At 62.9% G+C, this 23,615-nt stretch carries 22 protein-coding genes and 1 riboswitch; of the genes, 9 read left to right on the forward strand and 13 right to left on the reverse strand.

Features of this window, described 5'->3' with window-relative positions; all coding sequences use genetic code 11:
• Positions 1 to 481 (forward strand): alpha/beta hydrolase (locus tag AC5DC2_RS01380; RefSeq protein WP_491697225.1); only part of this gene is annotated, 481 nt, incomplete at its 5' end.
• Positions 482 to 511: 30 nt separating this feature from the next.
• Here the strand turns inward: AC5DC2_RS01380 and AC5DC2_RS01385 are convergent.
• From AC5DC2_RS01385 to AC5DC2_RS01400, 4 genes are all read right to left on the reverse strand, one after another.
• Positions 512 to 1,336 (reverse strand): ABC transporter permease, encoded by an 825-nt coding sequence (locus AC5DC2_RS01385; protein WP_491697226.1) that lies wholly within the window; start codon positions 1,334 to 1,336, stop codon positions 512 to 514.
• Positions 1,333 to 2,043 carry an ABC transporter permease gene (locus AC5DC2_RS01390; RefSeq protein WP_024708520.1) on the reverse strand — a complete coding sequence of 237 codons (711 nt, stop codon included), beginning with the start codon at positions 2,041 to 2,043 and terminating at the stop codon, positions 1,333 to 1,335. The genes AC5DC2_RS01385 and AC5DC2_RS01390 overlap by 4 nt, the downstream gene beginning before the upstream one ends.
• A 263-nt stretch (positions 2,044 to 2,306) precedes the next feature.
• Positions 2,307 to 3,083 (reverse strand): transporter substrate-binding domain-containing protein, encoded by a 777-nt coding sequence (locus tag AC5DC2_RS01395; RefSeq protein ID WP_491697227.1) that lies wholly within the window; start codon positions 3,081 to 3,083, stop codon positions 2,307 to 2,309.
• A gap of 68 nt (positions 3,084 to 3,151) precedes the next feature.
• Positions 3,152 to 3,949, reverse strand: coding sequence for an ABC transporter ATP-binding protein (locus AC5DC2_RS01400; RefSeq protein WP_024708522.1), 798 nt, complete (start codon positions 3,947 to 3,949; stop codon positions 3,152 to 3,154).
• A 184-nt stretch (positions 3,950 to 4,133) separates the two neighbouring features.
• On the opposite strand from AC5DC2_RS01400, the gene AC5DC2_RS01405 reads away from it, so the two are divergent.
• Genes AC5DC2_RS01405 through AC5DC2_RS01420 form a run of 4 tightly spaced genes read left to right on the forward strand, consistent with a single transcriptional unit; the run spans position 4,134 to position 8,402 of the window.
• The gene (locus AC5DC2_RS01405) at positions 4,134 to 4,982 is read left to right on the forward strand and encodes a dimethylarginine dimethylaminohydrolase family protein (protein WP_491697228.1); all 849 of its coding nucleotides are present in this window, start codon (positions 4,134 to 4,136) and stop codon (positions 4,980 to 4,982) included.
• A gap of 1 nt (position 4,983) precedes the next feature.
• Positions 4,984 to 5,619, forward strand: a complete 636-nt coding sequence (locus tag AC5DC2_RS01410; protein WP_491697229.1) for a TetR/AcrR family transcriptional regulator — start codon at positions 4,984 to 4,986, stop codon at positions 5,617 to 5,619.
• Between the two features lie 6 nt (positions 5,620 to 5,625).
• On the forward strand, positions 5,626 to 6,822 hold the full coding sequence (locus tag AC5DC2_RS01415) for a pyridoxal phosphate-dependent aminotransferase (RefSeq protein WP_491697230.1): 1,197 nt from the start codon (positions 5,626 to 5,628) through the stop codon (positions 6,820 to 6,822).
• A complete protein-coding gene (locus tag AC5DC2_RS01420; protein ID WP_491697231.1) occupies positions 6,819 to 8,402 on the forward strand; it encodes a 5-guanidino-2-oxopentanoate decarboxylase in 1,584 nt (527 codons plus the stop codon). Before AC5DC2_RS01415 ends, AC5DC2_RS01420 begins: the two co-directional genes overlap by 4 nt.
• Before the next feature lie 99 nt (positions 8,403 to 8,501).
• Here AC5DC2_RS01420 and AC5DC2_RS01425 read toward each other — a convergent pair whose 3' ends face one another.
• The 4 genes from AC5DC2_RS01425 to fabA all read right to left on the reverse strand — a co-directional run bounded on the left by AC5DC2_RS01425 (position 8,502) and on the right by fabA (position 12,648).
• Complete coding sequence (locus AC5DC2_RS01425) at positions 8,502 to 9,572, reverse strand: porin (protein ID WP_491697232.1); 1,071 nt, start codon at positions 9,570 to 9,572, stop codon at positions 8,502 to 8,504.
• Positions 9,573 to 10,043: 471 nt separating this feature from the next.
• Positions 10,044 to 10,853, reverse strand: a complete 810-nt coding sequence (gene fabI / locus AC5DC2_RS01430; protein WP_491697233.1) for an enoyl-ACP reductase FabI — start codon at positions 10,851 to 10,853, stop codon at positions 10,044 to 10,046.
• 7 nt (positions 10,854 to 10,860) lie between these two features.
• Positions 10,861 to 12,081 carry a beta-ketoacyl-ACP synthase I gene (gene fabB, locus AC5DC2_RS01435; protein WP_491697234.1) on the reverse strand — a complete coding sequence of 407 codons (1,221 nt, stop codon included), beginning with the start codon at positions 12,079 to 12,081 and terminating at the stop codon, positions 10,861 to 10,863.
• 57 nt (positions 12,082 to 12,138) lie between these two features.
• Positions 12,139 to 12,648: a 3-hydroxyacyl-[acyl-carrier-protein] dehydratase FabA gene (gene fabA / locus AC5DC2_RS01440; RefSeq protein WP_491697235.1), complete on the reverse strand. Its 510-nt coding sequence runs from the start codon at positions 12,646 to 12,648 to the stop codon at positions 12,139 to 12,141.
• A gap of 304 nt (positions 12,649 to 12,952) precedes the next feature.
• Between fabA and irrA the strand changes: the two genes are divergently transcribed.
• On the forward strand, positions 12,953 to 13,369 hold the full coding sequence (gene irrA, locus AC5DC2_RS01445; RefSeq protein WP_024708531.1) for an iron response transcriptional regulator IrrA: 417 nt from the start codon (positions 12,953 to 12,955) through the stop codon (positions 13,367 to 13,369).
• 3 nt (positions 13,370 to 13,372) lie between these two features.
• Here irrA and AC5DC2_RS01450 read toward each other — a convergent pair whose 3' ends face one another.
• The 5 genes from AC5DC2_RS01450 to AC5DC2_RS01470 all read right to left on the reverse strand — a co-directional run bounded on the left by AC5DC2_RS01450 (position 13,373) and on the right by AC5DC2_RS01470 (position 17,526).
• On the reverse strand, positions 13,373 to 14,170 hold the full coding sequence (locus tag AC5DC2_RS01450; RefSeq protein ID WP_491697236.1) for a YdcF family protein: 798 nt from the start codon (positions 14,168 to 14,170) through the stop codon (positions 13,373 to 13,375).
• 27 nt (positions 14,171 to 14,197) lie between these two features.
• Entirely contained in the window at positions 14,198 to 15,220 is a 1,023-nt protein-coding gene (locus AC5DC2_RS01455) for an aldose epimerase family protein (RefSeq protein ID WP_024708533.1), read from the reverse strand.
• Between the two features lie 67 nt (positions 15,221 to 15,287).
• The gene (locus AC5DC2_RS01460) at positions 15,288 to 16,220 is read right to left on the reverse strand and encodes a homoserine O-succinyltransferase (RefSeq protein WP_024708534.1); all 933 of its coding nucleotides are present in this window, start codon (positions 16,218 to 16,220) and stop codon (positions 15,288 to 15,290) included.
• Between the two features lie 67 nt (positions 16,221 to 16,287).
• Positions 16,288 to 16,365, reverse strand: a riboswitch (SAM riboswitch).
• Positions 16,366 to 16,432: 67 nt separating this feature from the next.
• Positions 16,433 to 16,879, reverse strand: coding sequence for an NUDIX domain-containing protein (locus tag AC5DC2_RS01465; protein WP_491697237.1), 447 nt, complete (start codon positions 16,877 to 16,879; stop codon positions 16,433 to 16,435).
• 14 nt (positions 16,880 to 16,893) lie between these two features.
• Complete coding sequence (locus AC5DC2_RS01470; protein WP_024708536.1) at positions 16,894 to 17,526, reverse strand: LysE family translocator; 633 nt, start codon at positions 17,524 to 17,526, stop codon at positions 16,894 to 16,896.
• 169 nt (positions 17,527 to 17,695) lie between these two features.
• Between AC5DC2_RS01470 and AC5DC2_RS01475 the strand changes: the two genes are divergently transcribed.
• The 3 genes from AC5DC2_RS01475 (at position 17,696) to adhE (ending at position 23,443) form a co-directional block, all read left to right on the forward strand.
• Positions 17,696 to 17,905: a heavy-metal-associated domain-containing protein gene (locus AC5DC2_RS01475; RefSeq protein ID WP_491697238.1), complete on the forward strand. Its 210-nt coding sequence runs from the start codon at positions 17,696 to 17,698 to the stop codon at positions 17,903 to 17,905.
• Positions 17,906 to 17,944: 39 nt separating this feature from the next.
• Positions 17,945 to 20,422 carry a heavy metal translocating P-type ATPase gene (locus tag AC5DC2_RS01480; protein ID WP_491697239.1) on the forward strand — a complete coding sequence of 826 codons (2,478 nt, stop codon included), beginning with the start codon at positions 17,945 to 17,947 and terminating at the stop codon, positions 20,420 to 20,422.
• Between the two features lie 363 nt (positions 20,423 to 20,785).
• The gene (gene adhE, locus AC5DC2_RS01485) at positions 20,786 to 23,443 is read left to right on the forward strand and encodes a bifunctional acetaldehyde-CoA/alcohol dehydrogenase (protein WP_491697240.1); all 2,658 of its coding nucleotides are present in this window, start codon (positions 20,786 to 20,788) and stop codon (positions 23,441 to 23,443) included.
• The last annotated feature ends 172 nt before the right edge of the window (positions 23,444 to 23,615 follow it).

Below are 23,615 nucleotides of genomic sequence, written 5' to 3' on the forward strand. Positions count from 1 at the left end.
CAGCGGCGATGCGTTTGCTGACTATTGCAGGGCGCAACCGGCGCAGGCTGACTGCGTCTTCATGTCAAAGGGCAATCTTGACCTTGACCATATGCCGAGCGGGTTTTCTGCAGATGCCCGCGATGAACGGATTAGCCGGGCCATCGCCATTGATCCCGGTTTTACCTATGCGGCAACCGAGGATAGTATTGAAGCGACCGATATGCCTGTTCTGGTGATCAATCTCGGTGAGGAAAACCTCATGCGGGCGGCGGATGTTTCCGAAGCCGGCAGCAATCTTATCGCGCGCCTGCCTGAGGCCGAACGGGTCGTCATCGCGCCCGCGCATCACTTCACCTTTCTGGCCGAATGCACGCCAGACGGTGCGGCCCTGCTGGCCGAAGAACAGGACGATCCGGTCTGCGACGATCCCGAGGGCGCCGATCGGGCGGAGGTTCATGCCCGGATCATTGAGGCCATTGCGCGTTTTTCCGGGCTATGATCCCTGTCGGGCCGCCTCATGCGGCCCGGCTCACATCCCCCGCGTCGGGATCTTCTTTTCGAAGTGGCGGAATATCGTCACCAGAATGCCGGTGAGGCAGAGATAGAGGAAGGCGAGGAAGAGAAGCGGTTCATAGGTGAGGTAGGTCGACTGGCGAATGTCGCCGACCACGGCGTAAAGGTCGATCACCGTGATCGTTGCCACCAGCGGTGTCGATTTGAGCTGCACCACGGTTTCGCCCGCGAGCGTCGGCAGCGCCCGGTGCACGGCGCGCGGCAGCCAGATGCGGGTCAGCACCTTCCAGCGGCCCATGCCATAGGCGCGGGCGGCCTCCAGTTCGCCATGCGGCACTCCGGCAAAGGCGCCGCGCATCACCTCGCCCTCATAGCCCGCATAAGACAGTGTCAGCGCCAGCAGCCCGTAGGGCCAGGCCTCGCGCAGGTAAGGCCACAGGAAGGATTGGCGGATTTCGGGAATGCCGGGAAACAGCGAACCGAGGCCGTAATAAAGCAGCCAGAGCTGCAGCAGCAGCGGCGTGCCGCGAATGATGGTGCAGAAAACGCGCGCCGGCCAGGCAAGGATTTTTGGTCCCGTGACCTGAACGAGGCCGAGCGGGACAGCGAGCAGGAAGCCGAGGATGGTGGAGGAGACCAGGAGCACGATCGTGATCCAGAGCCCGGCCATCAGCATGCCGGCATAGTCGGGTAGCCAGTTCCACTGCATCTTCACGATCATCAGGATGAGTAGGCCGAGCGCCACGGCCATGATGGCGAGCCTGTGCGGCCGCATCAGCGCGGAAAGTTTCGGCAGCGGCGGCGGGGTCTCGATGTCCTCCGGTATCTGCTGATCGGTCATGTCCGCTGCCTCGCGATGCCGCGGCTGGCGCGGCGCTCGAGAAACTGCAGGGCGACGTTTGAGACCAGAGTGACCGCCAGATAGAGCACGCCGGCAGCCGAGAAGAACAGGAAATATTCGTGCGTCACGCCGGCGGCCTGGCGGGTGGCAAGCGTCAGCTCGGTAAAGCCGACGACGGCGAGAAGGGCGGTGTCCTTGGTGGTGACGAGCCAGAGATTGGCAAGGCCGGGAATGGCATGCGGCAGCATGGCCGGCAGCGTGATCCGCCGCATCACCATGGCCGGCGGCATGCCATAGGCGCGGGCCGCCTCGATCTGGCCCGGCGGAATGGCAAGGATCGCACCGCGCAGCACTTCGGTGGAGTAGGCGCCCTGGACAAGACCGATGACGAGAATGCCCGCCAGCATGCCGGAAATGTCGACGGAGGAAAAACCGATTGCGCCCATCAGATTGTTGAGCGCCGCGGTGCCCGCGTAATAAAGCAGCACGATCAGCACAAGTTCGGGGATGGCCCGCACCACCGTGGTGTAGATCTCCATGAGATCCCTGATCACCGGGCCGCCATAAAGCTTGCCGGCCGAGCCGAGAATGCCGATCACCTGGCCGAGCGCGAAACCACCGGCGGCAACCTGCAGCGAGGTGACGAGGCCGCGAAGAAGCGCGCCGCCCCATCCGGGCGGTGACAAGGCGAGCAATTCCCAGTTCATTCTGTTTCCCTGTCTGGCCCGTTCAATGCGCCATCCTGCTTGGTAATGCCATAGCCTCGCGGTCAATCTCCCCCTTGAAGGGGAGACGCCCGGCCGGGCAGAGGGGGTGAAGTATCAGCCCGAAGCTTTCAGTCCGTTGCGAGGGGCACCCCTCTCTGTCGCTCTCGCGACATCTCTCCCTCAAGGGGAGAGATGGACTTGCGCAGAGGGCTCAAACATCAAAGGAGCGCCGACGCCTGTCGCGGCGTCCTTTCATGCCTTGATCAATCGCCGTAGATGTCGAAGTCGAAATACTTCTTCGTAATCTCTTCATAGGTGCCGTCGGCGCGGACGGCGGCGATTGCGGCGTTGAACTTTTCGCGCAGTTCGGTGTCGTCTTTGCGCAGGCCGACGCCGATTCCGGGGCCGTAGATTTCAACATCCTGCGCGACGGTGCCCATCATTTCGCAGCACGCCTTGCCGTTGTCGCTTTCGAGGAAGGGCTGAAGCGTTACGAGGTCTGCGATCTCGGCGTCGATGCGGCCGGCATAAAGATCCTGGTTGACCTCGTCCTGGGTCTGGTAGGTCTTGATCTCGGCATCGGGGAAATGCTTTTCGGCATAATCCTGGTTCGTGGTCGAGACCTGCACGCCGAGCACCTTGCCCGACAGGCTTTCATTGGTCGGCTCGATGCCGGAGCCGGCCTCGGCGACGATGGCGCCGGGGGTGCTGTAATACTTGTCGGAGAAGGCGATCTGCTCCTCGCGCTCGGGCGTGATCGACATCGAGGCCATGATGGCGTCGATCTTGCCGGCGGTCAGCGCCGGAATGATGCCGTCCCAGGCGATCGGCGTGATGACGCAGTCAAGCGCGGCTTGCCTGCAGAGGGCATCCATCATGTCGATTTCCCAGCCGGTCCAGTTGCCGGCGGCGTCCGGCACGGTGAAGGGCGGATAGGGCTCGGCGGCAACGCCGACCTTGACGGTCTCGGCGGAAGCGGCGCCGGCAGAAAGCGCAAGGCAGGCTGCGGCGCCGAGAAGTGCGGAAGTCAGTTTCTTCATGGTTTCGGTTCCCTCTGTTTTAGGTTGGGCCATTGCCGGAACGTATCGGGTAATCGTCCTGCGAACGGCTATTGCACGGAGCTGATGAATTTCCTCAGTCGTTCGGATTCCGGATTGTCGAAGACGGTTTGGGGCGCGCCCTGTTCTTCCACCCGGCCGTCATGCAGGAAGACGATTTCGCTGGCGACCTCGCGGGCAAAGCCCATCTCGTGGGTGACCAGCAGCATGGTGCGGCCTTCCTCGGCAAGATCGCGGATGACCGTCAGCACCTCGCCGACCAGTTCCGGGTCGAGCGCGGAGGTCGGCTCGTCGAACAGCATGGCCTCCGGCTGGATGGCAAGCGCGCGGGCAATCGCCGCCCGCTGCTGCTGGCCGCCGGACAGGAAGGCCGGATAGGCGTCGCGTTTTTCATAGAGCCCGACGCGGCGCAGAAGCGTTTCGGCCTCGGCGACCGCCGCGTCGCGCTTGACGCCGAGCACATGCACCGGCACTTCGATGACATTCTGTATCAGCGTCATGTGCTGCCAGAGATTGAAGCTCTGGAACACCATGGCAAGACGCGTGCGGATGCGCTGGATCTGTTTGCGGTTGGCCGGCATCAGCCCGCCATGGCCGTCGGGTTTCATGGCGATTTCCTCGCCATGCACGCAGATGCGGCCGCGCGTCGGCCATTCCAGCATATTGATGCAGCGCAACAGGGTGGATTTTCCCGAGCCGGAACCGCCGATAATGGCGATGACCTCGCCCTGACGGGCCTTGAGCGACACGCCTTTGAGCACTTCGAAATCCCCGAAGGATTTATGGAGATCGTCGACGGTGACCGCTTCTGCGGGGTCGCCATCCTGCGGTTTGTTTTCAGCCTTCATTAAAACGCTTTGCCGTTATCGGTATGCCGACGGTCAGGCGCTTCTTGCGGTGCAATCGTGCCGGCGATCAAAAATCGTTCCTTGGCTTTATTACTACACTTGCGAGCTTATTATGCAAGTGTATAACTAGCGGAGATTTCGCAGAAGCGTGGAGAAGAATGGAATGAGTTTCGGAGCGCAAACCATGGCGCAACCCATCAGGCGGGTGATCATGCGCCGGCCCGGTGAAAGCCTTTTGCGGGCGGATCCCGCCGTCTGGCATTACGGCAAGACCTTCAACGCCGAGCGCGCGATCGGCCAATATGCGGCATTTGCCGATCTGGTCGCGGCCTCGGGCGCCGAAATCCTCTGGTACGAGGACAAGGGCGATGGGCTTGCCGATGCCATGTTCACCCACGATCCCTCGCTGGTTGCCGATAGCGGCGCGATCCTGCTCAACATGGGCAAGCCCCTGCGCAAGGGCGAGGTCGACGGTCATGAGGCGATCTATCGCGCAGCCGGCATTCCGGTTCTCGGGCGGCTTTCCGGTTCGGGCACAGTGGAGGGCGGCGATTGCGTCTGGGTTGACGAACGCACGCTCTGCATCGGTCGCGGCGTGCGATCCAATGCCGAAGGGATCGACCAGGTTCGCAGGCTGCTGGCGCCGCATGGCATTTCTGTCCTGAGCTTCGACCTGCCGCTCTGGCAGGGGGAAGAGGCCTGCCTGCATCTGATGAGCGTGATCTCGCCGCTTGCCGACAAGCTGGCGCTGGTCTATGCGCCGCTTCTGCCCGCGCCGTTCTATCAGTTGCTCAAGGAAAAGGGTTACACGCTGGTGGAGGCGCCGGAAGTCGAGTTCATGGCGTCCAACGGCCTCAACCTCAACGTCCTGCCGACAAAACAGCTCGACGTGATCGCTGTTGCGGGTTTCGACAAGACGAAGGCCGCGATGGAGAACGCCGGCTGCGCCGTCAGCACATTCGAGGCCGATGCGCTCTGCATTGCCTGCGAGGGCGGGCCGACCTGCCTGACCCGGCCGATCCTTCGAGGCTGAGATGAGCCGAAAGCCCTTCCGCCGCGCCTCTGACGCCGAACGGCGTGCCGACCTGATCGAGGCGATGCTGGACTGCATCGCCGAGGGCGGCATCCAGAACGCGACCGTCAGGGAAGTGGCGGATCGGGCCGGCGTCTCCGGCGGACTGATCCGGCATTATTTCGCGACCAAGGAACACCTCCTCCACGCCGCCTACCGCCAGACCATGGCGGCGATGACCGAGATATCCGCCGCGGCGGGCATGGCGGACGACAAGAGCGCGCGAGAGAAGCTGGCCGGTTTTGTCGCCGCCTGTCTGATGCCGCCGATGATTGATGCAAGGCGGCTTTCGCTCTGGGCGGCCTTCATCGCCATGGCGCGGATCGATCCCGCCATGGGCGCGATCCACCGGGAAAGCTATCTGGAATACCGGGCGCTGATCGAGCGTCTTCTGGCCGGCGCCTTTCGCGAGGCCGGGCGCGACGTTGCCGCAGCTGGTATCCGCCGGCTGGCGATCGAGATCAACGCCGTCCTCGACGGGCTCTGGCTCGAGGGTTCGCTTGCCGGAGACATTTTCGAGGATCGGGAGTTGTTGCGGGCGGGACTTCATTCGGTGGGTGCGATCACCGGCCTTCGGCTTGAAGATTTTGAAGGATGAAAGACAATGCACTATGCAAGGATATCCAACCGTCTCGGCGGCCTCGGTTCCGACAAGTGGGCGGTCCATCTGAAAGCGCGCGCCATGCAGGCGGCCGGAACCCCCATCCTGGAACTGACGATCGGCGAACCCGATGTCGCGCCCGACCCCGTACTGGCGGAGGTTGTGGCATCGGCCCTTGAACAAGGCCGGATCGGCTATTCCAACGGGCGCGGCGAACCGGAACTGCTCAAAGCGCTGTCCGCACGCTACACCGCCCGCACGGGCCGTGCCATCGGACCGGAAAATGTCGTCTGCTTTCCCGGCACGCAGACCGCGCTGTTCGCCGTCATGCTGACGCTTGTGGAAGAAGGCGATGCCGTGCTGGTCGGCGACCCGCTCTATGCCACCTATGAGGGCGTGATCCGCTCCACGGGCGCCGAGATGGCGCCGGTGCCGCTGAAGCCGGAGGACGGCTTTCACATGCGCGCCGATATTCTGGAACAGGCGATCACGGATAATTCCCGCGTTCTCCTGCTCAATACGCCCCACAACCCGACCGGCGCGGTGCTGACGGCCGAAGAGCTTGCCGAAATCGGCGACGTCTGCCGCCGGCACGACCTCTGGATCATTGCCGACGAAGTCTACGAGGAACTGATCTTCGGGGGCGATTTTGCCTCGCCGCTGGACAATGCCGACCTGGCCGGGCGCACCATCGCCGTCTCCTCGATCTCCAAATCCCATGCGGCGCCGGGCTTCCGCAGCGGCTGGGCGATCGGTCCGGCGGCATTCTGCGCGCGGCTGCTGCCGGTGGCCGAAACCATGCTGTTCGGCAACCAGCCCTTTATCGCCGACGCGACGGCGGCAGCCATCGAAAGGCCGAGCGGCGTTTCCGCCGCCTTGCGCGCCTCGCTGAGAAGGCGGGCTGCCCTTCTGGTGGACGCGCTTTCGGCCGCGCCGGGCATTCTCTGCGCCATGCCCGAGGCAGGCATGTTCGCCTTCGTCGATGTCTCGGCCACGGGGCTTTCGGGCGAGGCCTTTGCGCTCGGCCTGCTGGAGTCCGAGCATTTGGCGGTCATGCCCGGCTCGTCTTTCGGGGTCGAGGCGGACGGTTTTATCCGCATCAGCCTGACGGTGCCGGATGAGGATATCGCGGAGGCGGCGCGTCGCATCGGCCGCTTTGCCGCGAGCCTGACGGCCGGGAAGAAGGCGGCGCAGGCATGAGCGAGACCATCACGGTCGGCGAGGCGCTTGTGCGCCTCCTGGAAGCGCTTGGCGTCGAGGTCGTCTTCGGCATTCCCGGCGTGCATACGGCCGAACTCTATCGCGGGCTTGCCGCCTCGAAGATCCGTCACGTCACGCCGCGCCATGAACAGGGCGCCGGTTTCATGGCCGATGGCTATGCCCGCGTCACCGGCCGGCCGGGGGTGGCCTTCGTGATTACCGGTCCGGGCCTCACCAACACGATCACGGCCATGGCGCAGGCGCGGGCCGACAGCGTGCCGATGCTGGTGATTTCCGGCGTCAACGCCCACAGGACGCTCGGCAAAGGGGAGGGATGCCTGCACGAACTGCCGGACCAGCAGGCGCTGATGAAGAGCGTCGCCAAGGCCTCCGTCACGCTGATGAACGGCGCGGACCTTGCCTGTGAGCTCGCCCGCTGCCTGGCCCTGACGATGTCCGGCCGGCCCGGCCCGGTGCATCTGGAAATCCCGACCGACGTGATGGTCGAGACGATTGCGCCGCCCGAACCGGTGGTTTCCGATGACGCTGCTGCGGTCGCTGACGAGGCGAGGCTGGAAGATGCTGCGGCCCTGATCAATGGCGCGAAGGCTCCCGTCATTCTGGCCGGCGGCGGCGCATGCCGGGCGGATGAGGCGCTGACGGCCTTTGCCGCACGCATCGATGCGCCCGTCGTGCTGACGGCCAATGCGCGCGGGCTGATGGCGGGACACGCGCTGCAGGTTCCAGCAAGCGCAAGCCTTGAACCGGTGCGCGCCCTGATTGCCGCAAGCGATCTCGTGATCGCGGTGGGAACGGAAATCGGCCAGACCGATTACGACGTCTATGTCGACGGCGGTTTCCCGGCTCTGAAGAAACTCATCCGCATCGACGTTGATCACGAGCGGGTCACGGCAGGTCCGCAAACCGCCGGGGCAATCGTCGGTGACAGCGCCGCAATGCTCGAGACGCTTCTGATGCGCGTCGATGCGCGACGGGGGAGGGGCGCAGAGCGTGCCGCTGAGACGCGGAAAGCAGCCTGGAACGCGCTCTCGGACAAGATCAGGGGCGAAGTGACCCTTCTGCATCGCCTGCGCGACGCCGTTCCCGGCGCGCGCTTCATCGGCGATTCCACCCAGCTTGTCTATGCGGCCAATCTTTACTTCGACGCCGCCGCGCCCAAACGCTGGTTCAATTCCGCCACCGGCTACGGCGCGCTCGGCTATGTGCCGCCCGGCGCCATCGGCGCGGCGATCGCGGAGCCGGACCGGCCGGTCATCGCGGTTGTCGGCGACGGCGGCCTGCAGTTTTCGCTGGCCGAACTGGGCACGGCGAAAGATGAAAACGCCAACATCGTCTTCCTCGTCTGGAACAATCACGGTTACCGCGAGATCGAGACCTATATGGAAGAGGCCGGCATCGCGCCGGAGGGCGTGAGGCCGACGCCGCCCGACATGGAGAAGATCGCCGCTGCCTACGGGCTCGGCTTTTCAACAACGGCGGGCGAGGATGCGCTTGTCGCGGCGGTCGCGGAGGCAGCTTCCCGCGGTGGACCCCATCTGGTCGAGTTTCGCGCCGACTGAAGTCATCGGGCACAAAAAAAGCCCGGGATCCGGCGATAAGCCGCATTCCGGGCGAAGAAAAAGAGGCCCGTTTCGAGGCCTCTTCTCGGGCAACTTGGATTAGAAGTCGCGCTGCAGGCGGAACCAGCCGGCCCAGTAGTCGTCGTTCGAGTAGGTATCGGGCAGGTCGGTGTAGCCGACATTGAGCTTGGCGCTCAGGCCGTCAACGATGGTGTAGTCGAACAGGACGCCTGCGGACCAGAAGTCTTCGTTGTCGGCGCCCGGAACCTTTGCGGAGGTCCACTGGTAGGCCGGCGTGATCGAGAACTTGTTGGTGACGTCGAGCTGGTAGCCGGCGGCCAGTGCCCATTCGGCATAGACGCCCGGCAGAGCCGTCGGGGTTGCCAGCGAGTAGTCGTAGAACTCATCGTCGAAGGTGTTGGCGTAGGCGTTCCAGCCGCTGGAGTAGTTCGCGCCGAGGTCCAGCTGGCCCGGGCCGAGCGCCAGCGACGTCATCAGACGCAGCGAAGCCTCTTCGTTGTACGTGTCGTAGCCGACATCAAACTTGGCGCCGACGCCGCCAGCCTGGAAGCCGATGCGACCGGAAACGCCGAGCTTCGGCATGTCGTCATTGGAAAGGCCAACCATGTCGGCTTCGAGCGCGTCGAGCGAGAGGCCTGCCACGAAGCCTTCGCCGGCGAAGACGTAACGCATCGAGTTGAAGCGGGTGTTGCCGGCGAGGTCGTCGATTTCGCCGATGAGGCCTTCATCCCAATAACTCAGGAAACGACCGGCCTGGAAGCCGCCGAGGCCGAGATAGGCTTCGTCGATGTAGGTCTTGGTCGACCCGTCGTTGGAATAGGCTTCGCTGCGGAGCGCGATCATGCCGTTGACCGTGCCGAGTTCGGAATCGGTCTTGGACGAGATCTCAAGCTGGCCGCGCGTGAAGACGTTCCAGGCATCCGGAACATTGCCGCCGTTGGAGGCGTCAACCTGGAAGCGGATGTAACCGCCGACATTCAGGCAGGTCTCGGTGCCGGGAATGTAGAAGTAGCCGGCCCCGAAAGCGTCACAAACTTCGACATAGTTGTTCTGGACCGGTTCGATGACGACGACCGGATCGGCGGCTTGCGCGCCGGTTGTGGCTGCAAGCGCAGCAGCGGAGCCAAGAAAGAGGCTTTTGAGGTTCATGAAGATAACTCCTCGTTGAATTGAACGGGGCAGTGCCCTGGGCTGGAAGCAGTTCGTTGCGTTGCATCCATCCGCATCAAACCCGCAGAGGCCGTCAGGAACAATAAACCTTCGGTGGAATGCTAAATCAATCGAATGATTAAGAAGCCTCTGTTGCCGTTCTGCAACGATAATCCCATGAGAAATAAAGAGAAAATCGGCCTTCCGTTGGTTGTCTTCGCTGCGTTTCGCCGTCTTCCTCGTCAGACTGCAGGGCGCATATCATAATAAAATCAATCGTTTGATTAATACTATGGAAGGCAGGATGCCAGGCTTCGCAGCCGGAAAAACGGCGTGCGGAATTTTCCGGGTCGGTCGCTTCGGTTTATCCCGGAGGTCGGTTGCCGGCATCAAAAAACAAAGGCGCGGCCGGAAATCCGGCCACGCCTTTATCTATTTTAGGTTGCATATTCGCGAGCGGAGAGAAAACCGTCAGGTTTCCGGGTCGCCCCTGCGCATCATTTCCGGGATCGGCATGGAGAGAATGTTGTAGCCGTTGTCGACGAAATGGATCTCGCCTGTGACGCCGGAGGCAAGGTCGGACAGCAGGTAGAGCGCCGAGCCGCCGACATCCTCGATCGTGGTCGAGCGCCGGAGCGGCGCATTGCGCTGCTGCCAGGCATAGACGAGTCGGGCATCGCCGACGCCGGAGCCCGCGAGCGTGCGCACGGGCCCGGCCGAAATGGCGTTGACGCGAATGCCGCGCGGGCCGTAGTCGCCTGCCAGGTAACGCATCGAGGCCTCGAGCCCGGCCTTGGCCACGCCCATGACGTTGTAGTTCGGGACCACCGCCGTGGAGCCGCCATAGGTCAGCGTCAGCATCGAGCCGCCGTCCGGCATCAGTTCTGCCGCGCGCTTGGCGATCTCGGTGAAGGAGAAGCAGGAGATCACCATGGTGCGGACGAAATTCTCCCGCGTGGTGTTGGCGTAAAGTCCCTTCAACTCGCTCTTGTCGGAAAAGCCGACGGCGTGGACGACGAAGTCGAGCTTGCCCCAGCGCTGCCTGATCGCATCGAAAACAGCGTCGACGCTCTTGATATCCTCGACATCGCAGGGAACGACGAAATCCGAGTCGACTTCGGCCGCCAGGGGATGAACCCGTCGCCCGAGCGCCTCGCCCTGATAGGTGAATGCGAGCTCGGCGCCTTCGGCGTGAACCGCCTTGGCGATGCCCCAGGCAATCGAGTGGTTGTTGGCAACGCCCATGATCAGGCCGCGTTTGCCCTGCATAAGTCCGGTCATCTGCACATTATCCATTGTAACGCCGGAAGACCAGCGTGGCGTTCGTGCCGCCGAAGCCGAACGAGTTTGAAAGAACGGTGTCGATTCGGGCGTTGTCGATGCGCTCGCGCACGATCGGCACGCCCTCGAATTCGGGATCGAGGAGGTCGATATGGGCGCTCTCGCCGATAAAGCCCTCCTGCATCATGAGCAGCGAATAGATCGATTCCTGAACGCCGGCCGCGCCCAGCGAATGGCCGGTGAGCGACTTGGTCGACTGGATGTGCGGAATCTTGTCGCCGAAGACGTCCTTGATCGCGCCGATCTCGCGGCTGTCGCCAACCGGCGTCGAGGTTCCGTGGGTGTTGATGTAGTCGATCTCTCCGTCGATATCGGCAAGCGCCTGGCGCATGCAGCGCACGGCCCCTTCGCCGGAAGGCGCGACCATATCGTAGCCGTCGGAAGTGGCGCCATAGCCGATGATCTCGCCGTAGATCTTGGCGCCGCGGGCCTTGGCGTGTTCGAGCTCTTCCAGGATGACGACGCCCGCGCCGCCGGCAATCACGAAGCCGTCGCGGGCGGCGTCATAGGCGCGCGAGGCGCGCGGGGCATCCTCGTTGAAGTCGCTGGTCATCGCGCCCATGGCGTCGAAAAGGTTGGACATGGTCCAGTCGAGGTCCTCGTGGCCGCCGGCGAACATCACGTCCTGCTTGCCCCACTGGATAAGCTCCGCCGCATTGCCGATGCAGTGCGCCGAGGTCGAGCAGGCAGACGAGATCGAATAGTTGACGCCATGGATCTTGAACCAGGTGGCGAGCGTGGCGGAGGCTGTCGAGGACATGGCCTTCGGCACGGCGAACGGGCCGATCCGCTTGGGCGAGCCGTTCTTTTCTGTCGTCAGCGCGGCCTCGACGATCGTGCGGGTCGACGGGCCGCCGGAACCCATGACGATGCCGGTGCGCTCATTGGTGATGTCGCCCTCTTCGAGGCCGGAATCGGCAATGGCCTGCTTCATGGCGACATGGTTCCAGGCGCCGCCCTGGGACAGAAAGCGCATGGCGCGGCGATCGACCTGGTCCGTGGGGTCGAGTGTCGGCCGCCCCCAGACCTGGCATCTGAACCCGTGCTCGGCGAAATCCGGCGAGAAAGAGATGCCTGATTTTGCCTCGCGCAGCGAAGCGGTGACTTCGGCGGCATCGTTCCCGATCGAGGACACGATTCCCAATCCCGTAACGACAACACGTCTCATGTTCGATCCTTCTCTTTCTCCTCCGGGCCCGGCGGTCCTGGCGGCGCGGGCCGCGCCCTACTGTTCCTTGAACAGGCCGACCCTCAGATCGGAGGCCTTGTAGATTTCCTCGCCATCGGCCTTCACCCAGCCATCGGCGATGCCGAGAACCAGACGTCCGCGCATGACGCGCTTGAAGTCGACGCCGTATTCCACCAGCTTGTTCTTCGGCGTGACCATGCCGGAAAACTTCACCTCGCCGGTGGAGATGGCGCGGCCCTTTCCGGGTTCGCCGAGCCAGCCGAGATAAAATCCGGTGAGCTGCCAGAGCGCATCAAGGCCCAGGCAGCCCGGCATGACGGGGTCGCCCTTGAAATGGCAATCGAAAAACCAGAGGTCGGGCGTGATGTCAAATTCCGCGCGGGCATGACCCTTGCCGTTGGCGCCGCCATCCTCCGAAATCTCGGTGATGCGGTTGAACATCAGCATGGGGGGCATCGGAAGCTGCGCATTGCCGGGGCCGAAAAGCTCGCCCTCGGCGCACTTGATGATGTCCTCGTAATCGAAATGCGATTGTTTTGTGCTCATTAAAACTCTGCTTCCCTTCGTTCAGCGAGGGGTTTCCGGTATCCGGCCCAAGATAAGGGCGTATGTCGCTCTCAGCAATGCGCCCTTGTGCCAGTTGGGCCGGAAAACCCGAAAATCAACTGTCATTCCGTTCACCGAGGCCATACAGGAAGCCGACTTCCGCGGCCAGAGCGAAACGCATTGGTGAGGGCTATTTGCAGTTTAATTTCAATCCTCGCAAGCCCTCGTCCTATTGAAAGCGATTCTCAATGTCGTTATACGGTGCTATATTTGCATTTTGTTAGATGACGCCCTGAAAGTGGATATGACAGCGGGACATCGCATTTCGGAGGAAAAGCTTCGCGCAAGCGGCCTGAGGCCGACGCGCCAGCGCGTTGCGCTGGCCGACCTGCTGTTTGCCAAGGGTGACCGCCACGTGACCGTCGAGGAACTGCACGGCGAGGCGCAGGATGCCGGCGTGCCGGTGTCTCTGGCAACCGTCTACAACACGCTGCACCAGTTCACCAATGCCGGCATGATCCGCGTTCTCGCCGTCGAGGGCGCGAAAACCTATTTCGACACCAATACCTCGGACCATCACCATTTCTTCGTCGAAGGCGAGAACGAGGTGATCGACATGCCCGCCGACGGCATTGCGTTGAACGGCCTGCCGACGCCGCCCGAGGGCATGGAAATTTCCCATATCGACGTGGTCGTTCGCCTTCGCCCGAAGAAATCCTGATCTTCAGTCCTCCTGTCGGGGCGAGAGCCTTGCCGTGTGGCCGCGCAGGCGCGCCGCCGCAAGTCCGGCCCATTCGCGCAATGCGGTGGTGAGCATTGCGGCATTGGTCATCGGCCGGTCGAGGCTTGCGGAAAGACGCGGCCGACCATCAGTGCGATAGTCCGCCGGCCAGGGCTGGACCTCGACGCTTGCCGCCTCAAATAGCGCAAAGGCGCGCGGCATGTGATAGGCCGATGTCACCAGCAGGCACGGGCCGTCCATGGCGTGATCCTTCAACAGCGCGGACGTATGGGCGGCATTCTCCGCCGTGTTGCGGGCATCCGGTTCATAGAGCAGACGCTCGGGTGAAATGCCGTGATCGGCGAAGAAGCGGGCGGCCGGCTCGGCCTCGCCGTTTTTGGCGCCCGTCAGGGCATTGTCGCCGCCGGTCACCAGGATGGTCATGTCCGGGTAGAGCCGGGCCAGCCTCAGCGCCTCGATGTAGCGGTCCGCCGCCCGGGTGAAGACATAGGCGCCGCGCCGCGCCGAGGCGCCGGTGTTGATGCCGCCGCCGAGCACGATGGCGCAGGCCGGCGGCCCGGCAAGAACCGGACGCCGAAAGCGGGTCTCGAGATCGGCCAGAAGCACGGCGCCGAGATTGGTGAAGCCCGTCACCCCGAGCATCAGCGCGGCGAGCGCGGCGAAAAACGCCGCCGCGCCGGTTTTCGAAAGAGCGAGACACACCAGCGCGGCAAGCATGGCGAGGAAGGCGAAAGCCAGCGGCTGGACGATGAGCCAGAATAGCTTTGAGAGAACGAACATCAAGCCTTCCTTCGGTGCCGGCGGATCTCAGCCCTTGCGAAAGACGTATTCGGTCTCCTGGCGCAGCGTTTCGCCGGGGCGGAGGATGGCATTGGGGAAACCGTCCTGGTTGATGGCGTCCGGCCAGACTTGCGTTTCCAGGCAGAAGCCGGCGAACGGCCCGTAGGGAAAGCCGTTGAGGCCCACCGGCGTCTCGTCGAGCTTGAAGGCGGTGTAGAGCTGAACACCGGGCTCGGTCGTCAGCACATCCATGGTCACCTTCGAGGAAGGGGCATAGACGCTGATCACGGGCCGCTTTTCGGTTCGGCCGGGCGAGAGGCAGAAATTGTGGTCGAACAGAACCTGCCGGCCGTTCTCGTCCTCGCGCTTCAAGGGATGCGGCTTGCGGAAGTCGAAGGGCGTGCCGGCAACCGGCCTGATCTCGCCGGTCGGGATCTGACGTTCATCCGTTGGCAGGTAATGGTCGGCGGCGATCATCAGCGTGTGTTCCAGCGTATCCGTGCCGTTGCCGAGATTGAAGTAGGAGTGGTTGCACATATTGGCGACCGTCGGCTTGTCTGTCGTCGCCTCGTAGACGACCGAGAACACGCCGCGCGGCTTCAGCCGGAAATGCGCGCGGATTTCGCAATTTCCGGGAAAGCCGCCGCGCCCGTCCCTGTCGAGGATCTTCAGCGTCACCCGGTCTTCGGCAATCTCCTCGAATTCCCACAGGCTGACGCCGATGCCGTCGCGGCCGCCGTGAAGATTGGTGATGCCGTTTTCGTTGCAGTCGACCTGGTATTCCGTGCCATCGATCGTGAAGCGGCCATTGGCGATCCGGTTGGAGGAGCGTCCCGGCGTGGCGCCGAAATAGGGGGAGTGGTCCGGATAGGGTTCGAAACTGTCGAAGCCGAGGACCAGCGCATGGTCGTGGCCCTCAAGGCGCAGATCCTGCACGACCGCGCCCCAGTTGATGATCTTTGCGGTCAGTCCGCCGCCTGTGATCGTGACCCGGCTGACGGTCTTGCCGTCCTTTGTCTGGCCGAAGGCTTCCGGTTGTGGCGCACCCATTGTTTTTATCCTCCGCATCTGGAATGTTGCATTGCGGGGCGGATATTGCGCCGGAATGGCGGGCGCTTCAAGCGCCCGACCGTCCGTCGCCGATTTCTTCCAGGTGATAGGGCGTCGTCTGGTAGACCTCGTTGATCCAGTTGCCGAAGAGAAGATGGGCATGGGAGCGCCAGCGGTTGAGCGGCGTGCGTTCCGGGTCATCGGCGGGGAAATAGTTGAACGGCAGGTCGACCGGCACATTGGCGTCGACATCGCGCCGGTATTCGTCGCCGAGCGAACCGGAATCATATTCGATATGGTTGAACATGTAGAGCCGGTTGGCGAAGCTCTCCTGCGCCAGGCAGGGACCCACCTCGTCGGAATCCATCAAGAGTTCCATGCCCGGCGCGCGCTCGAGATCTTCCCGGCGCACCTCCGTCCAGCGCGACACCGGAATCTGGAAATCGTCGGAAAAGCCGTTCAGATAGATGGAAGCGGGCTTCAGGTTGCGGTGGCGATAGACCCCGAATGCCTTCTTGTTCAGAAGATGCTTCTCCACGCCGTGGAAATGATAGGCCGCCGCCATTGCGCCCCAGCAGATATTCATCGTCGAGTGGCAATGGGTCGTGGTCCAGTCGAGGATCTCCTTCAACTCATCCCAATAGGTGACTTCCTCGAAATCAAGCGTTTCCACCGGCGCGCCGGTGATGATGAAGCCGTCGAACTTGCGCTCCGCCACCTCGTCCCAGGTCTGGTAGAAAGAGAGGAGATGGTCGATCGGCGTATTCTTCGCCTTGTGCCCGCCGACGCGCACCAGCGAAAGCTCGATCTGCAGCGGCGAAGCGCCCAGAAGCCGTGCGAATTGCAGCTCGGTCTTGATCTTGTTCGGCATGAGGTTGAGCAGACCGAAATGGAGCGGGCGGATATCCTGCCGCTCGGCAACCGTTTCCGTCTTGACCCGCACGCCCTCTGCAAGAAGCGTCTCATAGGCGGGCAGCGTATCAGGAATCTTGATAGGCATGTCTCATTCCAATCCCGAACAGAAACCGGCCGACGTCAACACGCAGCCGGTCCGAATGGGCAGGAATTTTCCGCTCGCTTCGGCCCTTTAGCGAGTTGTTTTACGTGGCTGCAAGCCGGCCGGCCAAATCACCACGAGGAGAAGCTAGATAACGCCGCAATTGCCGGACGTCAATCTCGGCGCGAAAGGCAACGTACCGCCGAACCGCGGCTTCAGGCGAAAAATATTCTTAACGTCGGCCACGAAAGCGGCAACTCCATGCCAAGTCCAATGCTTGCAGCGGCTTCTTTCCAATCAAGGAAAAACAGTCGAAAGCGGATCGGTCCGCCGCCGTCGGAAGAGTGTTTCTCTGTGTGAAGCCAGTTTTCGGGAACGCCCTCCGGCGTGGGAACGGTGAATATGTGGCGCCGGTGACATAGCCGTGCGCCGTTTTTTCTGAAGTGATAGTCGATACTGCCAAGCCCTGACCAGCCTTCGTGCAGGAACAGTCCGGTCTCCTCGTGAAATTCCCGTTTTGCTGCCTCAAGCGGGACTTCCCCATGTTCAAGCGTTCCGCCGGGCACCTGAAGCGGAACCTCCGGGAAGTCCGGCTCATCGAAGACGAGTACCCTGCAGTCCCGTCGTGCATAGATGAGCACTTTTTCCGCATCCGGCGCCATTGCGCTTGCCTGTTTCAGGACGTTGACCGCTGCAGCGCCGCCGTGGTCACCCCCATGGCGACCAGCGCGCTGCCGCCGAGGCGCGGCAGCAGCACGGTTGCGGCGGCAGAGGAAAGCCTTGTCCGCAGCCGGTCGGCCATCAGGGCGTAGGCCAGGGCATTGATGGCGGCCAACGCGACGAAGGTGAGCGTGAGGACCGCAAACTGCGGCAGGAGTGGTTCCGCCGGTACGATGAACTGGGGCACGAAGGCGATGAAGAAGGCAATCGATTTCGGGTTCAGGGCGGTGACCGCCATGGCGTGAAAGAAAATCCGCTGTGCCGCGAGAGGGGGCGTGGCAGAGGAGGCCGGGGTCTCGCCCTTTCCGGCACTTCTGAAAAGCCGGATGCCGAGATAGACAAGATAGGCCGCGCCGACCCATTTGAGGATGATGAACAGCTTGGCCGAGGCGAGGACAAGCGCGCCGAGACCGGCGAGCGAGGCGCTCATGGCGATGAGATCGCCGAGCGCGACGCCGGCGGCGGTTGCGAGCGCCACCCGTCGCCCCTGGCTGAGCGCATAGCTCAGCACGAGAAGAACGGTGGGGCCGGGAATAAAAAGCAATGCCGTCGATGCCGCCACGAAGGTAAGCCAGAGTTGAAAATCCACGTGTCTCTCCCCTGAAATCTCCACAATATTCGCATCAAAGACAGGTCCTGCCGCCGCTGGCAAGCCGCTCGCGCGTCGAAAAGTGCAAAAGCAGGCTTGACCTTCCAGTGACTGGAAACCCTATCTCCTGCATCAGCATCAAAGCCAAAGAAACCCGAGGAGCAAGACGATGGCCGAGAAACTGACGCTGAAGATCGAAGGCATGGGCTGTGCCAAATGCAGCGAGAAGGTGACGAAGGCGCTTGGCAGCATTGACGGGATTTCCGGTGTCGCCGTCAGGCTGGACGACAATTCCGCCTCGTTTGAGCTTGCCGCGCCGGCCACCCGCGATCAGGCCGTCGAGGCCATCGAGGACGCCGGCTACGACGTCGTGGCCTGAGGCTGTCAAAGGGCAATCAACTTCCGGAAGGCGTTTCCCATGGAACAGACGATCTCTACCAGCCGCAGGACGCAAACCCTCTCCGTGCCGGTGACAGGCATGACCTGCGCATCCTGCGTGCGCAGCGTCGAGCGGGTCGTCGGCAAGGTTGAAGGCGTTGAGGCGGTTGCCGTCAATCTGGCGACCGAAACGGCCGAGGTGACGCTTTCCGACAGGAAAGCGACGGGCGCCGTGGTGGCGGCGATCGAGAAAGGCGGCTATGGCGTGCCGCTGTCGACCGTCGAACTTGGCATTCTCGGCATGCATTGCGCCTCCTGTGTGGCAAGCGTCGAGCGGTCGCTGTCCCGCGTGCCTGGCGTTGTATCGGCTCATGTCAATCTGGCGAATGAACGGGCAACGCTTTCGGTTCTGCCATCCGTGGACCTTGCGGTGCTGGAATCCGCGATTGGGAAGGCCGGTTTTAAGGCGCGTCGCTTGGAGGATCAGCGCGCCGGAAGCGAAAGCCATGAAGGCCGCCGGGCGAAGGAGCAGGCGGCCCTGAAGCGCGATCTGCTGACGGCTTTTGCCTTCACCCTGCCGCTTTTCGTGCTGGAAATGGGGTCGCACGTCATCCCCGCCCTCGGCCGTGAGGTGATGGCGACGGTCGGGATGTTTCCGCTGCATGTGTTCTATTTCGCGCTGGCGACGATCGTGCAGTTTGGTCCCGGCCGGCGGTTCTACAGCCACGGCATTGCCTCTTTCCGCAGGCTGTCGCCGGACATGAACGCGCTGGTGATGCTAGGCTCGAGCGCCGCCTGGGCCTATTCCACGGTCGCGACCTTCCTGCCGCAGGTCTTTCCGGCAGGCGCCGCTCAGGTCTATTTCGAAAGCTCTGCCGTCATCATCACGCTGATCCTTCTCGGCCGCTATCTCGAAGCCAGGGCCAAGGGGCGGACCTCGGCCGCCATCACCCACCTGATGGGCCTGCAGCCGAAGACCGCGCGCGTCGAGCGCGATGGCGCGACCGTCGATATTCCGATCGACGAGGTCAAACGCGGCGATCTGGTGATCGTGCGGCCGGGCGAGAAGATCGCCGTTGACGGCACGGTCGTTTCCGGCTCTTCGCATGTGGACGAGGCGATGATTTCGGGCGAGCCGCTTCCGGTTAAAAAAGGCGAGGGCGACGACGTCACCGGCGGCACGATCAACAAGACCGGGTCCTTCACCTTCAGGGCAACGGCGATCGGTTCGGACACGGTGCTCGCGCGGATCGTGAAGATGGTCGAGACTGCGCAAGGGGCGAAGCTCCCGGTGCAGGCCATGGTCGACAAGGTGACGGCATGGTTCGTGCCGGCGGTGCTGGCGGCGGCCGCGATCACCTTTCTGATCTGGCTCTTCGCCGGCCCGGCGCCTGCCTTTTCCTTCGCGTTGGTGAACGCCGTCGCGGTGCTGATCATCGCCTGCCCCTGCGCCATGGGGCTTGCAACGCCGACCTCGATCATGGTCGGAACGGGCAGGGCAGCGGAAACCGGCGTGCTGTTCAGGAACGGCGAGGCGCTGCAGACGCTGCGCGATACCGCCATCATTGCCTTCGACAAGACCGGGACGCTGACCGAGGGGCGGCCGCAGGTGACCGATATCATTCCTGCGGACGGCTTCGACGAGAACCGGCTTGTCGCCCTTGCCGCCGCCGTGGAGGCCGGCTCGGAGCATCCGCTTGCGGAGGCTGTGATCGCCATGGCGGCAGAGCGGAATATTGCTCTTCTCGCAGTCCGTGACTTTGAGGCGGTGACGGGTTTCGGCGTGAAGGCGGATGTCGACGGCAAGACGGTCGCCGTTGGCGCGCACCGGTTCATGGGTCTGCTGGGCGCCAATGTCTCGGCGCTGGACGCCACCGCCGACGCGCTTGCGGCCAAGGCGCGCTCGCTGCTGTTCATTGCCGTTGACGGCAGGCCTGCCGGGATCATCGGCGTCGCCGATCCGGTCAAGCCGTCGGCGAAGGCGGCAATCGCGGCATTGCACGCGGCCGGCCTGAAAACGGCGATGATCTCCGGGGACAATCGCAGGACCGCAGAAGCCATCGCGGCGGAAACCGGCATCGATACGGTGATTGCCGACGTGTTGCCGGATGGCAAGGTCGCCGCCCTGAACGAGCTCAGGGAGCAGTATGGCGCAATCGCCTTTGCCGGCGACGGCATCAATGATGCGCCGGCGCTGGCCGCCGCCGATACCGGCATCGCCATCGGCACGGGCACCGACATCGCCATCGAGACGGCGGATGTGGTGCTGATGTCGGGGGCGCTGTCGGGCGTCGTCAATGCTATCGCCCTGTCGCGGGCGGTCATGCGCAATATCGCGCAGAACCTTTTCTGGGCCTTTGCCTATAATGCCGTGCTCATCCCGGTTGCCGCCGGCATCCTCTATCCGGTCAACGGCATGCTTTTGTCTCCCATGCTGGCGGCGGCCGCCATGGGGCTTTCCAGCGTTTTCGTTCTGTCGAACGCGCTCCGGCTGAAGCGGTTCCGGGCGATTGGCTGAGCAGAGGTCCGGGCCTCCCCTCCGGTTAAGGCAAATAACGCGGCGGCGGCTTTCCATTCGCCGCCTGCCGCTCTATTATGGATTCCAGCCGCTTGCAGTTGGGACGAAGTGAATTCCGAGATTCCCCGGGCCTTTGATCACGATCAATACAAACCGATTTAAAGAGGCTTAAATCTGCCTCCGGTGAGATTGGACGGTCTTCTTTCGGGATAGTTTTTGGAGCCCCGCCGGCGTCATGCCGGTGACGAATTGCGGCGCGAGACTGGCCGAGAAGACTGCTGGGTCGCCCCCAAGACCGGCCCATGCCGTCCGCCAACCACTGAAACCGCCGGGCGTTCCGGCAAATAGCGCAGGAGTAGTCCCATGCCGGCCATCAGCACGACCGAACTTGACCAGCTCGTTGCCCGGACGAAGGCAGCGCAGCAGAAGTTTGCGACCTATACCCAGGAACAGGTCGACTTCATTTTCCGTTCCGCCGCCCTTGCCGCGGCCGATGCCCGCATCCCGCTTGCCCGTATGGCGCATGAGGAAACCGGAATGGGCGTCATGGAAGACAAGGTGGTCAAGAACCACTTTGCCTCGGAGTACATCTACAACAAATACAAGGACGACAAGACCTGCGGCATCCTTTCGGAAGAGCCGGAATACGGCATCTTCACGGTTGCCGAGCCTGTCGGCCTGATTTGCGCCATCGTGCCCACCACCAACCCGACCTCGACTGCGATTTTCAAGGCGCTGATCAGCCTGAAAACCAGGAACGGGGTGATCTTCTCGCCGCATCCGCGCGCCAGGCGCTCGACCTGCGAGGCCGCCCGGGTCGTGCTCGAAGCCGCCGTCAAGGCCGGCGCGCCGAAGGACATCATCAGCTGGATCGACGAACCCTCGGTGGAACTCTCGAATGCGCTGATGCACCACCCGGACATCAACCTCATCCTCGCCACAGGCGGACCCGGCATGGTGAAGGCCGCCTATTCGTCGGGCAAGCCCGCGATCGGCGTCGGCGCCGGCAATACGCCTGCCGTGATCGACGAATATGCCGACATCAAGCGCGCCGTCGCCTCGATCCTGATGTCGAAAACCTTCGACAACGGCGTTATCTGCGCATCGGAACAGTCGGTGATTGCCGTCGACAAGGTCTATGACAAGGTCCGCGAGCGTTTCAGCAGCCATGGCGGCTATGTGTTGTCGGGCAATGAGGCCGGCGCCGTTCGCGACATCATCATGAATAAGAAGGGCACGCTGAATGCCGAGATCGTCGGCCAGTCGGCCGAGAAGATTGCGGCCATGGCCGGCATCACCGTGCCGCCGCGCACCAAGGTTCTGATCGCGGAAGTCGAAAGCACTGGCGAGGACGAGGTCTTCGCCCACGAAAAGCTGTCGCCGACGCTGGCCATGTACAAGGCCAAGAACTTCGACCATGCCAGCCGGATCGCATCGGAGCTGGTGGCGCTCGGCGGCATCGGTCACACCTCGGTGCTTTACACCGACCAGGACCTGCAGCCCGAACGCGTCACCACCTTCGGCGAACGCATGAAGACGGCCCGCGTTCTCATCAACACCCCGGCTTCGCAGGGCGGCATCGGCGACCTCTACAACTTCCGCCTCGCGCCGTCGCTGACGCTTGGTTGCGGTTCGTGGGGCGGCAACTCGATCTCGGAAAACGTGGGTCCGCAGCACCTCATCAACAAGAAAACGGTCGCCAAGAGGGCAGAAAACATGCTGTGGCACAAGCTTCCCCCGTCGATCTATTTCCGTCGCGGCTCGCTTCCCTTCGCTCTGGAAGAACTGAAGGGCCACAAGCGCTGCCTGATCGTGACCGACCGCTTCCTGTTCGAGAACGGCTATGTCAACGATACGGTCCGCGTTCTGAAGGGCCTGGGCATGGAAGTCGAAACCTTCTTCGACGTGCAGGCCGACCCGACGCTCGCCGTCGTCCGCAAGGGCTGGGAACTGGCCCGCTCGTTCGAGCCGGACATCATCCTCGCACAGGGCGGCGGCTCGCCGATGGATGCGGCCAAGATCATGTGGGTGATGTATGAGCATCCGGAAGTCGAGTTCGCCGATCTGGCGCTGCGCTTCATGGATATCCGCAAGCGCATCTACCACTTCCCGAAGCTCGGCGTGAAGGCCAAGTTCGTGGCCGTGCCCACCACCTCGGGCACCGGTTCGGAGGTCACCCCGTTCGCCGTCGTCACCGACGAGAAGACCGGCGTGAAATATCCGATCGCCGACTACGAACTGACGCCGACCATGGCGATCGTCGATGCCGATCTGGTCATGAACATGCCGAAGTCGCTGACGGCCCATGGCGGTATCGATGCGGTGACCCATGCCCTGGAAGCCTATGTCTCGATCATGGCGAATGAGTATTCGGATGGTCAGGCGCTTCAGGCCCTGAAGCTTCTGAAGGAATACCTGCCCTCAGCCTACAGACAAGGCGCTGCCGATCCGAAGGCCCGCGAGCAGGTTCACAACGCCGCTACGATCGCCGGCATGGCCTTCGCCAACGCCTTCCTTGGCGTTTGCCACTCGATGGCGCACAAGGTCGGCGCGCAGTTCCATCTGCCGCACGGCCTGTCGAATGCCCTGCTTTTGGCCAATGTGGTTCGCTACAATGCGGTCGACAATCCGACCAAGCAGGCCACCTTCAGCCAGTATGACCGGCCAAAGGCGCTGTGCCGCTATGCGGAAGTCGCCCGCCATCTCGAGCTTGGCGGCAAGAGCGACGAAGAATCGGTCGAAAACCTGGTCAAGTGGATCGAGAGCCTCAACAAGGCCTGCGATATCCCCGAATCGATCCAGGCTGCGGGCGTCGGCGAAGCCGACTTCCTCGACCATCTCGACGCGGTTGCCGAAAAGGCCTTCGATGACCAGTGCACCGGCGCCAACCCGCGCTATCCGCTGATCTCGGAAATCCGCCAGGTCCTGCTCGACAGCTATTACGGCCGCGCCTACGAAGAAGGCGTCGTCCACGAGGCTGAAGAAAAGGGTTCGGTCGTGCCGCTCAGCGCCCGCAAGTAATTTGCGTCACTGAAACGTATGAGAAACGCCGCCTCCGGGCGGCGTTTTCACAGACTGCTGACAAACCTAGCCTTTTTACGGACGTCATCCTCGGGACAAGCCCGAGCATGACGGCTGGGGAGTGGGCAGGCTTTGTTAACACACTGAGAAAACGCCGCCTCCGGGCGGCGTT

It is taken from the genome of Martelella sp. (assembly GCF_984369615.1).